General features: G+C 62.4%; 11 protein-coding genes and 2 pseudogenes. 4 read left to right on the forward strand and 9 right to left on the reverse strand.

Annotated elements, in window-relative coordinates:
• Positions 1 to 9: 9 nt before the first annotated feature.
• Together ligD and HBR93_RS21225 are read right to left on the reverse strand one after the other, a co-directional pair.
• Positions 10 to 348, reverse strand: a pseudogene (ligD, locus tag HBR93_RS21220) (ATP-dependent DNA ligase); the annotation flags it as partial.
• A gap of 1 nt (position 349) precedes the next feature.
• Positions 350 to 535 (reverse strand): annotated as a pseudogene (locus tag HBR93_RS21225) (Ku protein); the annotation flags it as partial.
• Between the two features lie 197 nt (positions 536 to 732).
• Here HBR93_RS21225 and HBR93_RS21230 point away from each other — a divergent pair.
• Both HBR93_RS21230 and HBR93_RS21235 read left to right on the forward strand, forming a co-directional pair.
• The gene (locus HBR93_RS21230) at positions 733 to 1,050 is read left to right on the forward strand and encodes a hypothetical protein (protein ID WP_169961018.1); all 318 of its coding nucleotides are present in this window, start codon (positions 733 to 735) and stop codon (positions 1,048 to 1,050) included.
• Between the two features lie 18 nt (positions 1,051 to 1,068).
• On the forward strand, positions 1,069 to 2,226 hold the full coding sequence (locus HBR93_RS21235; RefSeq protein ID WP_169961019.1) for a PQQ-dependent sugar dehydrogenase: 1,158 nt from the start codon (positions 1,069 to 1,071) through the stop codon (positions 2,224 to 2,226).
• 51 nt (positions 2,227 to 2,277) lie between these two features.
• On the opposite strand, the gene HBR93_RS21240 is transcribed toward HBR93_RS21235, so the two are convergent.
• Positions 2,278 to 2,757, reverse strand: coding sequence for a nuclear transport factor 2 family protein (locus HBR93_RS21240; RefSeq protein ID WP_057440109.1), 480 nt, complete (start codon positions 2,755 to 2,757; stop codon positions 2,278 to 2,280).
• A 44-nt stretch (positions 2,758 to 2,801) separates the two neighbouring features.
• Positions 2,802 to 3,365 (reverse strand): TetR/AcrR family transcriptional regulator, encoded by a 564-nt coding sequence (locus HBR93_RS21245; RefSeq protein ID WP_057440110.1) that lies wholly within the window; start codon positions 3,363 to 3,365, stop codon positions 2,802 to 2,804.
• A 124-nt stretch (positions 3,366 to 3,489) separates the two neighbouring features.
• On the opposite strand from HBR93_RS21245, the gene pssA reads away from it, so the two are divergent.
• Positions 3,490 to 4,833, forward strand: coding sequence for a CDP-diacylglycerol--serine O-phosphatidyltransferase (pssA, locus tag HBR93_RS21250; RefSeq protein WP_169961020.1), 1,344 nt, complete (start codon positions 3,490 to 3,492; stop codon positions 4,831 to 4,833).
• On the opposite strand, the gene HBR93_RS21255 is transcribed toward pssA, so the two are convergent.
• From HBR93_RS21255 to efeU, 5 genes are all read right to left on the reverse strand, one after another.
• Complete coding sequence (locus tag HBR93_RS21255; protein WP_169961021.1) at positions 4,830 to 6,026, reverse strand: MFS transporter; 1,197 nt, start codon at positions 6,024 to 6,026, stop codon at positions 4,830 to 4,832. The two genes, pssA and HBR93_RS21255, sit on opposite strands and share 4 nt — an antisense overlap.
• A 289-nt stretch (positions 6,027 to 6,315) precedes the next feature.
• Positions 6,316 to 7,128 carry an iron uptake system protein EfeO gene (efeO, locus tag HBR93_RS21260; protein WP_169961022.1) on the reverse strand — a complete coding sequence of 271 codons (813 nt, stop codon included), beginning with the start codon at positions 7,126 to 7,128 and terminating at the stop codon, positions 6,316 to 6,318.
• A gap of 26 nt (positions 7,129 to 7,154) precedes the next feature.
• Positions 7,155 to 8,444 (reverse strand): iron uptake transporter deferrochelatase/peroxidase subunit, encoded by a 1,290-nt coding sequence (gene efeB, locus HBR93_RS21265; protein WP_057959776.1) that lies wholly within the window; start codon positions 8,442 to 8,444, stop codon positions 7,155 to 7,157.
• Positions 8,445 to 8,458: 14 nt separating this feature from the next.
• Entirely contained in the window at positions 8,459 to 9,586 is a 1,128-nt protein-coding gene (efeO, locus tag HBR93_RS21270) for an iron uptake system protein EfeO (RefSeq protein ID WP_233092052.1), read from the reverse strand.
• 78 nt (positions 9,587 to 9,664) lie between these two features.
• Positions 9,665 to 10,498: an iron uptake transporter permease EfeU gene (efeU, locus tag HBR93_RS21275; RefSeq protein ID WP_169961024.1), complete on the reverse strand. Its 834-nt coding sequence runs from the start codon at positions 10,496 to 10,498 to the stop codon at positions 9,665 to 9,667.
• Between the two features lie 189 nt (positions 10,499 to 10,687).
• Between efeU and HBR93_RS21280 the strand changes: the two genes are divergently transcribed.
• Positions 10,688 to 11,704 carry an AraC family transcriptional regulator gene (locus HBR93_RS21280; protein WP_169961025.1) on the forward strand — a complete coding sequence of 339 codons (1,017 nt, stop codon included), beginning with the start codon at positions 10,688 to 10,690 and terminating at the stop codon, positions 11,702 to 11,704.
• The last annotated feature ends 102 nt before the right edge of the window (positions 11,705 to 11,806 follow it).

Here is an 11,806-nt window from a genome sequence, read left to right on the forward strand (position 1 = left end):
GGGGGGGCTCTATTCAGGCGGCTGGGCCCCCAGCTTCTGCCACATCTTCTTGCTGAGCCGCTGGCGGTTGGCATAACCCGCCCAGGGATCGGCTTTCAGGCTGTTTAAGCGCGCCTGCAAATTCGTCACATTCCATTGCTGGGCGCTGCGCAGGCTGTCGAGTTCATCTCGGCTGATGGGCACGGAAACCGGCAGCCCCGGGCGGGCACGTACCGAATAGGCGGCGACGGTGCTGGCACCGCGGCCATTGCGCAGGTAGTCGATAAAGATCTTGCCGATGCGGTTTTTGGGGCCGCTGGTGGCGGTAAAACGCTCCGGCAGTTGCTGTGTCATGAACAGCGCAATGGCCAACGATGTTGTCCTTGGTGTCCTCCTTGCCGGTGGTCTTGTTGATGCGCTTATAGCCCACGGGGTCCATGCTGCGGTTGTCCAGCCAGTCGAAATCCACGCCCTGGGCCGAGGTGGCCGAGACCAGCGACACGGGGATGTGTACCAAGCCGAAGCTGATTGCGCCTTTCCATATTGCCCGTGGCATGGCCGTGCTTCCTGATGGGGAATGGTCTTCAGGTGACCTGCAGCCGCTGGCAAAAGTTTCGGCTGTCGGCCGGTGGGCACAGGGGCATTCGAAAAGCCGTGTTACACCTGCCTGGAAAGTATTTAGTTACCAAATCCGAACCCAGGGCGTAGCGTGTTATCGAATGCAGGTATTCCTCGCCCTATAGAGGTTTTGTCATGAACAGCCGTACACGCAGCCTTGCAGTACTGGCCCTGGGCCTTGCCTTGAGTGGCGGGTTGCAGGCGCAAAACCTGCCCGGCAATAACAACCCGTATAACAGCCCAATCAAGCGGGCCAATCCCAATAGCATGCAGGGCACCCAGCCCAATACGCCCGCCGCCCGCGGTACCTACACCGCGCCGGTACCGCGGCCGCCGACCCTGGAAAACGGCGGTATCGGCAATCGCTATCCGCAACGTGATGCAGCGCCCACACGCCCTGCCACCCAACCTTCAGCCCCGACACAAGATGCCAATGGCAATCGCCGGCCCTGAACGCAAGGAACCCCACGTATGTTTCTACGCAAAACCCTTTTAGCGACCTGCTGCGCTGCCGCCCTGGCAAGCGCGCTGCCCGCGTTGGCCGCCGAGACCCGACAGTTCCCCAGCGAGCAAGGCAGCCTCACCGCGACCCCGATTGTCAACGGCCTGGACCATCCCTGGGCGGTGGCGTTTTTGCCCGACAAGCAAGGTTTCCTGGTCACCGAGCGGCCGGGCGCGCTGCGCTATGTGAGCAGTGATGGCAAATTATCGGCGCCGTTGAGTGGTGTGCCGCAGGTCTGGGCCAAAGGGCAGGGCGGTTTGCTGGATGTGGTGTTGTCACCGGATTTCAAGGAAGACCGCCTGGTCTACCTGTCCTACGCCGAAGGTGGCGGCAAGGGCGGTACGGCCGGCACGGCGGTAGGCCGTGGTCGCTTGAGCGATGACTTGAGCGACCTCAAGGACTTCCAGGTGATCCTGCGCCAGGAGCCCAAGCTCTCTACCGGTAATCACTTTGGCTCGCGCCTGGTGTTTGACCGAGACGGCTACCTGTTTGTGACCCTGGGCGAGAATAATGATCGGCCCACGGCTCAGGACCTGGACAAGCTGCAAGGCAAGGTGGTGCGCATCTACCCGGATGGTCGCGTGCCGGATGACAACCCGTTTGTCGGCCAGCCGGGAGCGCGGCCGGAGATTTGGTCCTATGGCCAGCGCAACCCACAGGGCGCGGCGCTGAACCCGTGGACTGGCACCCTCTGGGAAAACGAACACGGCCCGCGTGGCGGCGATGAAATCAATATCATCGAACGTGGCAAGAACTATGGCTGGCCCCTGGCGACCCACGGCATCAACTATTCCTTGCTGCCGATTCCCGAGGCCCGTGGCAAGACAGCCGAAGGCACGGTCGGCCCCCATCATGTGTGGGAAAAATCACCGGCCATCAGCGGCATGGCGTTCTACGACGCTGACCGCTTCAAAGCCTGGCAGCACAACCTGTTTATCGGCGCTCTGGCCAGCCAGGAACTGATTCGCCTACAGTTCGAGGGCGACAAGGTGGTCCACGAAGAGCGCCTGTTGGGCGAACTGAAGGCGCGCATCCGCGATGTACGCCAGGGCCCGGATGGTTTCCTGTATGTACTCACGGATGAGGAGGATGGCGTGTTGTATCAGGTGGGGTTGAAGCAGGATTGACGGGCATTGCAGGAGCCGGCAAGGACTGGACGCCCCCCGGCTCCTACAAGGTTACAGCCCCAGTTCGGACAGCCCCGGATGATCATCCGGGCGCCGTCCCAGCGGCCAGTGGAACTTGCGTTCGCTTTCCTTGATCGGCATGTCATTGATGCACGCATGCCGATTGGACATCAGACCGTCCTGGTCGAACTCCCAATTCTCGTTGCCGTAGGAGCGGAACCAGTTGCCGGAATCGTCGTGCCATTCATAGGCATAACGCACCGCGATGCGGTTGCCGGTAAACGCCCACAACTCCTTGATCAAGCGGTAGTCCAGTTCCCTGGCCCATTTGCGCGTCAGGAAGTCCTTGGCCTGCTCGCGGTTATGGGCGAATTCGGCGCGGTTCCGCCACTGGGTGTCCAGGGTGTAGGCCAGCGACACGCGTTGCGGGTCACGGGAGTTCCAGCCGTCTTCGGCGAGACGGATCTTTTCAATGGCCGATTGCTCGGTAAAGGGCGGTAAGGGCGGACGCACGTGTGCATTGGCGGTCATTTGACTGCTCCTTTGGATCGTTAGTTGTTAAACCCGTACAACTTTCAAAGTGCCAATAAGTTCTGCGCCATGCATTGCGCATTATCAGCGGCGGTGACATCGCCCATGATCAGGGCGATGGTAATGGCGCCATCGACCAGGATCAGCAGTTGCGCGGCCTGCTGCTCCGGGGCCGGGGTGCCATGTGCCTCGCACAGTTCAAGCAAATACTCGAACAGTTTCTGTTTGTGTGCCTTGGCCAGTAAACGTACCGGGTCTTGCGGGTTACCGGTTTCGCCGCTGGTGTTGATAAAGGCGCAGCCGCGAAAGTCCGCAGAGCCGAACCAGGTCTTCAGAGCGCTGAACACGCCGAGCAAGCGGGCGCCGCTGCCGGCGTATTGCTCGACCTCGCTGCGCAGCCACTGCAACCAGCGCTCATCGCGCCGCTGCAGGGCGGCGATCACCAGTTCGTCCTTATTGGCAAAGTAGCGGTAGATACTTTTCCTGGAGACGCCGGCGGTTTTCACCAACAGATCCATACCGGTGGCCGCAATGCCGTGCCGATAGATCAACTTTTCGGTGACGTCCAGAATAATGTCGCGGGTTTCACTGCTGGTCATATTGTTCATGCTGCAAACAGTAGAACGATCGTTCTTCTTGGTCAATCAATTATTTTCAGTGGCCAGTGGGCAGACCTGAGGACCCCCATGGTGTAAGCTCTCGGGCTCTTCGGATTCGATCATTGCGAGCCCTATGCCGTCGTTATTCAAACGTTCCCTGTTGCCCAAGTTGCGCGGTTTCCCCCTGGCCACCGACGCGATTGAGGTGCTGTCCGGCGCTGCCGAGTTTCGCCGCTGCCTGCTGGAGCAAATCGCCCAGGCCCAACACCGCATCTACATCGTCGCGTTGTACCTGCAACAGGACGAAGCGGGCCAGGAGGTGTTTGACGCGCTGCACGCCGCCAAGGCCGCACGGCCCGAACTGGATATTGTGGTGATGGTGGATTGGCTGCGTGCCCAGCGCGGGTTGATCGGTGCGGGCAAGCAGCCGGGCAACAGCGCCTGGTACCAGGCAATGACTCAGTCACATCCGACACATGTGCCGGTGTATGGGGTGGCGGTGCAGACCCGCGAGCTGTTTGGCGTGCTGCATCTGAAGGGCTTCGTGATCGACGACAGCGTGCTGTACAGCGGCGCCAGCCTGAACAATGTGTATCTGCACAAGTTCGATAAATACCGCTTCGACCGCTATCACCTGATCCACAACAAGCCATTGGCCGACTCCATGCAGCACCTGGTGGAACACGGCCTGGTGGCGGCCAAGGCGGTACACCGCCTGGACCTGCCCAACCTGCCCACCACCCGCAGCCTGCGCAATGACATCGGCGACCTGCGCAGCCGGCTCAAGCACGCGACCTATGACACCACGGCCGGCCAGGCTGGGATTGGCGGGTTGTCGGTCAGCCCGTTGTTGGGAGTGGGCAAGAACAACCCGCTGAGCCGGGTGATCTGCGAGCTGATCGCCAGTGCCCAGCAGCAGTTGACCATCTGCACCCCGTATTTCAACCTGCCACTGCCGGTGACCCGGGAAATCAACCGGGCCCTGGCCCGTGGGGTGAAGATCGACATCATCGTCGGCGACAAGACCGCCAACGACTTCTACATCCCGCCCAGCGAGCCTTTCAAAATCATCGCCGCGCTGCCGTATCTCTACGAAATCAGCCTGCGCCGCTTTGCCAAGCGCCACCAGCGCATGATCGACAGTGGCCAACTCAACCTGCACCTGTGGCGCGACGGGGATAACACCTATCACCTCAAGGGCATGTGGGTCGACGAACGCTATACCTTGCTCACCGGCAATAACCTCAACCCCCGGGCCTTCCGCCTGGACCTGGAAAACGCCTTGCTGATCGACGATCCCCAGGGCCAGTGGCTGGCGCCACGGCGCCGCGAGCTGGAGGACATTTTCCAGCACGCCACGCGGATCCAGGGCTACCAGCAGTTGCAGACACTGGTGGATTACCCCGAAGCCGTCGGCAAGTTCCTGCGCCGGGTCAGTCGCGTCCGAGTCGAGCGCTTGCTTTACCGGATCCTCTAGTGGCGCGGTGCCGGCCAGAGTGCAATAAGCAACAGCAGGGCAGCGGCGACCAGGTAGGGTAGCCGCGGTTCAACGGCATAGATCAGGGTCCCGGCCAGCGGCCCGACCACCACGCCCAACCCTTGCGCCGCCCCCACCGATCCGGCAGTGGCGCCTTGTTCCGAGGCGTCCACCGCGTTGGCCGCCAGGGCGGCGAACGATGGGAAGATCCAGCCCATGCCGGCCGCCGAGACGAAGAAACACAGCCAGAGGATCCACGCCGTATCGGCGAACATGCTCCCCGCAAACCCCAGGGCCGAAACAAGCGCGCCGACGCGGATCAGCCGCAGGGGTGGCCATTCCAGCTTGCGCACCAGCAATTGCGAGCAGATCAAGGCCAGGCCGACCATGGTCAGGGCGATCCCGGCGGTTTGTGCGGCGTCGGCGGGGTTCATCTGTAGGCGATCCAGGGCAAAAAAGCCCACCGTGATCTGGGCAATCGACACGCAGAGCATCGCCGCAAAGGCCACCACCAATGGCCGGCGCAAGCGTGGGTCCGAGAGGTTGACGGCCTTGGGCGGTTGTTTGAGGTGCAATTCCTGGCGCGGCAGCTTCATCAGCAACACCAGAAACCCGAGCATCGGCAGCAGCGCCATCACATAAAACGGCAGGCTCAGGCTGTGGCGGGCCAGCAGCGCGGCAATCGCCGGGCCCAACACCAGGCCACAGGCGTTGGCCGCCCCCAGCGAGGCCATGGCCTTGGCGCGATGGGCCGGCTCGATATTGTCCGCGATCAGCGCATAGCCCCCCACTGGGATCGCCGCGTAAAACACCCCGATCAACCCGCGCCCCAGCACCAGCCCGATAAATGCCAGCATCGCCGAGGGCAGCAGTTGCAGGGAGGCGTCGATAAACCCGCACAGGGCCCAATAGGCCAGGGTGAAGCCCCCGGTGCCCAGCAACAGCACGCGCCGCCGACCCAGGCGATCACTGGCCTGGCCCCAGGGCCGCGCCAAAAGCATCCAGATCACACCGGACACCGTCACCGCCGCGCCGGCCTGCCAGGTCGCCAGCCCCAGCACCCGCGCGATGGGGCCGATCAGCGAGACAAACGCCATCATCGCCATGGTGCAGGCCATATTAGCCAGCAGCAGGGGGCGCAGGTTGAAGGGAGTGGGCGGAGCGGCATCAAGGCGGGTGGCCGAATGAGGCATGGGAAATCTTCCGTGAGTGGGAATCTATGGAACGTTATAGGTAAGACGGTTAAACGCACAGCGCGATTAACCCGGATGATAGGGATCTACAGCTGTGGGAGTGGGCTTGCTTGCGATGGCGGTGCTTCAGTCACTCTGGGCGGTGATTGAATCACCGCCATCGCAGGCAAGCCAGCTCCCACATTTGATTTGTGGTGTGGCGAACATTTTCTGCTCGCTGAGACCCCTGTGGGAGCAGGCTTGCCCGCGATGTCGGTGGGTCAGGCTCAGAGCCGCTAGCGTTGAGGTGTCAGTTCAAACCCAGTTTGCCACGCAGGGTCGACAGGTCTTCGGCCAGGGTGTTGACCGGGCCCACCAGGGCCTTGCGGTCGCTTTCCTTGACCTTGTCGTAGGTTTCAAAGCCGCCATCGGCAGTTTTGTATTTGGCCAGGATGGTGTTCACCGTGGCGAAGTTCTTGTCGACCTTGGCCAAAAACGCCTTGTCCTGCTGTTCGATCTGCCCACGGAACAGGTCGACGATTTTTTTCGCTCCGTCGATATTGCCCTGGAAGTCATACAGGTCGGTGTGGCTGTAGCGGTCTTCTTCACCGGAAATCTTCGTGGCGGCCACTTCTTCGAGCAACGCGGCAGCGCCGCCGACGACTTTTTCCGGCGGGAAGGTCAGACCGGCAACGCGGGTTTGCAGATCCTTGACGTCCGTGTTCAAGCCGTCGGCAAGGGCGCCCAGGCCCTGGGTAGTGTTTTCGGCAAACAGGCTGTATTCAATGCGGTGGAAGCCGGTGAAGTCTTCGGCTTTCACACCTTTTTCGTGGTCGTCGACCCGTGAGTCGATCGATGCATCGAGGTCGCTGAACAGCTCGGCGATGGGTTCGATGGATTCGTAGTAAACGCGGGTGGGCGCGTAGAGTTTTTTCGCGGTGGCCAGGTCACCTTTTTTCACCGCGTCGGTGAAGGCCTGGGTCTGGGTCACCAGTTCCTCGATCTTGTCGGTGACATAGATCTTGTAGTCCGACACCGGGCCCACCAGATCCAGGGGCGCCGGCGCGGCAAAGGCCGCGAGCGGAGAAAGGCTCAGTAACAACGCAAGAGATGACATGTTCATGGGGCGGTTTCCGCTGTGGGGGGGGGTTAGGTCTTGGCAGTGCTGTGCAGCAAGGTTCGGCCGATGAAATCCTGCGGTCCGGTGGCGCCCGGCAAGGTGAAGAAATACCCGCCGCCCACTGGCTTGAGGTATTCCTCCAGGGGCTCGCCATTGAGCCGGGTTTGTACGCTGATAAAGCCTTTCTCCAGGTCCGCCTGATAGCAGATAAACAACAGGCCCATGTCCAGCTGGCCGTTCTTGTTGACGCCGTTGGAGTAGTTGAATGGCCGACGCAGGATCAGGTTGGCCTGGGTCGCGGCCGTGCGCGGGTTGGCCAGGCGGATATGGGCATCGAGCTTGGTCAGTTTGCCGGCCGGATCCTTGCTGTAGTCGGGCACCTGGGCTTCGCTGTGACCGTCCATGGGCGCGCCGCTGGTCTTGATCCGGCCGATGATGCTTTCCTGCTCCTGCAAGGGCGTGCGGTCCCAGCGTTCGACGAAATTGCGGATGATCCGTACCGCCTGGTAGCTGCCATGGGCGGCCCACGCGGGCTCATCACTGCCGGGCTGGACCCAGACCAGTTGGTCCATGGTTTTGGTGTCGTTGGAGTCGGGGTTGGCCGAGCCATCGCGAAAGCCCAGGAAGTTGCGTGCGCTCTGCGCCGGTTGCCCGGCACGGGCAGGGGCCTGGGGCGGTACGCTGCCTTCCTGTTTCCAGCGCACCAGCAGCAGGTCCGGCAGGTTTTTCACGATATCGCGCAGGGCGTGGATATTGGTGTCGGGGGTGTTGGAGCTGAACTGCAGGCTCAAATCACCGTGGCACTGCGCCGGTTCCAGGGCGTCGTTGGGGAAGCCGACCATGCGGATCAGGCGTTTGGGTTTGGCGGCGGCCAGGCCGAAACGCTCGTCGAACAGCGATTCACCCACCGATACGGTGATGGTCAGGTTATCCGGGCTGACCACCGGGCCGAGGATCCCGGAGTCGCTGGGCGGCAGTTTCGGGTCGACTTGCGGCACGCTGCCGCCGGTCATCAAAAAACGGATGCGCTGGTTGAGGGTGCGAAACAGGCGCTCCAGGTCTTCGCGGTCGCTGGCCAGGACGTCGAACGCTACCAGCATGCCGCAGGCCGGGCGCGGGGTGACGATGCCGCTCTGGTGCTTGCCGTGGAAGGCCTGGTGGTCCTGGGTTTTTTCGCTGCTGGGCGCGGTGGTGACCTGGGCTGCGCCGGCTGCCATTGCCGGGCAACTGAGGCTGCTGCCGGCAATCGCGGCGCCGGTGGCGGCCATCCCGAGCAACACACGGCGGCGTTGGGCGTTGAACTGTGGTGAATCACTCATGTGTTTGGTCGTCTTCACTTAAGGCCGGAGAGGCCAAGGGCTGGGTCGATTCCATCGAGTGCGGCGGCCAGAGCCTTGGCCTTGTCGGCGATCAGCTGGCGCTGAGCGGCGGTAACGCGGTTGTAGCTGCGGTAATGGCCATCGACCTGCAAGTCGTCGAGTTGCGCGGCGAAGGCGTTGATCGCGCTATCAATTCCCGGCAGCAGGTCGGCGGCGGACTTGGTCAACAGCGGCCGCATCAGGTCCACCACCTTGCGCGTCACCGTCAGGTTGGCGGCAAAACCGTTGAGGTCGAGGTGGCTGTAGCGCTCCTCTTCGCCACTGGCGGCGCGCACGTCGGCCAGGCTGTTGAGGTTGCGCACCAGGATGCTTACCAGTTGCTCGGGCGGCAGCGACTGCGCCAACAACTGTTGCTTGAGGGTGGTGACATCGGCCAGCAGGCGCTGGGCAATCGGTGTCAGGTCGCCGAGAGTGTGCTGCTCGAACAGGCCGTACTCCAGGCGATGGAAGCCGCTGAAGGCCGGGTCTTGTTCACGGCTCTCGAAGTAATCGGCGCGGGCATTGATCGCGTTGTCCAGCTCGGCCAGGCGCTGGGCCGCCGGGGCCAGTCGTTGGTAAGCCTCGCGAGCCGGCAGGTACAGGGCCTGGGCCTGGGCCAGGTCGCCGGCGGCAATCGCTTGTTCAAGGGCGCTGACGGCCTTGATCAAAGCGCCACCCTGGCTGCTCAGGTACACGCGAAATTCCGACAGCGGGCCGATAAAGGCCACCATCGAGGGCTTGGCTTTGGCCTGGGCGTCAGACTCGGCCGTCGGGGTTACATGCAGGGTGCCGCGTGGGTTGCTCAACAGGCCGCAGGTGATGGCGTAGTCGCCCGGCAGCAGGTTGGCGTTGATCACCTGGCTCAAGCCCGGCGCAATGTTTTCGCGCTCTTCGACCACCAGCACGCCGTCAAGGATTTCCCACTCCACCGCGCGATCCGAACGGTTGATGATGCGAAAACTCGCACGGCCCGCCGGTACGGTCAGGGCGTTGGGTTCGCAGGCGTGGGCGTGGATGATCACGGCGATTTCGTTGTGATTGACCTGGCGCTTGGCGGCGGCCAATTGCGCGGCGTAGTAGAACAGGCCGCCGGCGGCGATCATCACGATCACCGAACCGGTGACCGCCCAACGCAACGCGCGGGGTGGTGAGGCAGGGGCTGGGTTTGGCAAGGGACGACCTTACTGGCTGGAGACGGAAGAAGAGGTGGCTGGCGCGGCGGGCATAAAGAACATCGCCAGCGCCAGCACCAGGTAAATCAGGTAGGCGCCCAGGGTGCTGACGGTCGGTGCGTCCTGGTAGCCGAACATGCCGGCCAGCACCGAACCCAGCGGGCCATCCATCGGCAGGGTTGCGCTGAAATCGAACAGCACGCCTTGCAGGTGGTTCCACACCCCGGCTTCATGCAGGGCCTGCACCGAGTTGGCGAGGATCCCGGCGGCTACCACCAGGATGAACAGCCCGGTCCAGCGAAAGAACGCACCGAGGTTCAGGCGCATGCTGCCGCTGTAGATCAGGAGCCCGACGATGATCGCCAGCACCAGGCCGAGCAGGGCGCCGATGGGCGCGGCCGGGCCTTCGCTCTGCTGGAACACCGCCAGCAAGAAGAACACCGTCTCCAGGCCTTCACGGGCCACGGCGAAAAACACCATGGCGATCAGGGCAAGCACCTGGTTGCGCGAGCCGGCCAACGCGTGATCCAGGGACTGGTGCAGGGAGTGCTTGATCGAGCGTGCGACCTTGCGCATCCAGAACACCATGGAGCTGAGAATCCCCACGGCGACCAGGCCGACAATGCCTTCGAACAGCTCTTGCTGTTTTTGCGGGAACTCGGCGCTGACCAACTCCAGGCCACCGCCGACCAGCAGGGCCAGGGCGGCTGCGAGAAATACGCCGATCCATACCGCTGGCATCCATTGGCCACGGCCGGTCTGTTGCAGGTAGCTGGCGATGATGCCAACGATCAATGCGGCTTCAATGCCTTCGCGCAGCATGATGAGAAAGGGGACGAGCATCGGGCACCGCAACGTAATTAGTTAGGGTGCTAAGCTGTAACATAATGATACTCATTACTAAACAGAGGATCTTGACGTTTTCTGAACGCGGCCTGAACAGCCCTCTATGTCGTTGCTGCGTGGGGTATGTGTTCCTTACAAGCCAACACGCTCCTACAATGGCCGACCTACAAGATTGAGCCCTGGCCCATGTCGGAAAAAGACACAATCTCCATCCACCTGGTTCGTGAAGCCCTGTTGCAGAGTTGCGCCCCCGGTGCGGCGACGTGGGAGGCCCTGAGCAAGGTCGGGATCAACCCCGCGTTGCTGGAGCAGCCCGCCGCCCGGGTTCCGGCGCTGGCATACGCGCGGCTCTGGCGCTTGCTGGCGCGGCGCCGGGATGATGAGTTCTTTGGCATGGACCCGCGCAAGTTGAAGTCGGGCAGCCTGGGGTTTTTGTGTCGTGCCTCCATGGCCCAGCCCACCCTGGGCGAGGCCCTGGAAACCGGCCTGGGCTTCCTGTCGTTGATGCTTGAACACCTTCCCGCGCAGCTGGTGCGTCAGCAAAGCCTGGCGGAAATCGTGCTGCTGGAACCTGAGCCGGAACCACGGCGCGCGTTTACCTACTTTTGCTACTGGATGATCGTCCACGGCGTCGCCTGCTGGCTGGCCGGCCGACGCATCCCGATCCTGGCCATCGAATTGCGCAGTGCGCAGCCGGCGTTTTGTGATGATTACCAGGTGATGTTTTCCGACAACCTGCGTTTTGATCGCACCCGTACGCGCATGATCTTTTCGGCAGACTGCCTCGACCTGCCGGTCAAGCGCAGCCCCGAGGAACTCAAGCGCTTCCTGGCCCAGGCGCCCGCCAACATCCTGGTCAAATACCGCGACCCGGACAGCCTGGCGATGCGCATCAAACACGACCTGCGCCAGCGCCCGGCCCAACAGTGGCCGGAAACCGACAGTCTGGCCCATGAGTTGTGTATGTCCGCCTCGACGCTGCGCCGGCGCTTGGCCGAAGAAGGGCAGACGTACCAGGGGCTCAAGGACAGCGTGCGCAAGGAGCTGGCAGTGGTGTGGCTGGCCGAGGCCGATATCAGCTTCGCCGAGATCGCCAGCCGCCTGGGTTTTGCCGATGTGAGCTCGTTCTACAAGGCCTTTCGCAAATGGTCGGGCTCCAATCCCGGGCATTACCGCAGCTTGATCCTCACGGAATCCAGCTGAGTTGGATCAGCGCAGCTCCTACCTTTGATCTTTGTGACCGTCTTTAAGCAAAGGGTTTGACCGGTTTCACGCAGGCAAAAAAAGCCCCGTGACCGAATGGAC

It is taken from the genome of Pseudomonas sp. WS 5411, from assembly GCF_012985595.1.
Classification (GTDB): domain Bacteria; phylum Pseudomonadota; class Gammaproteobacteria; order Pseudomonadales; family Pseudomonadaceae; genus Aquipseudomonas; species Aquipseudomonas shahriarae.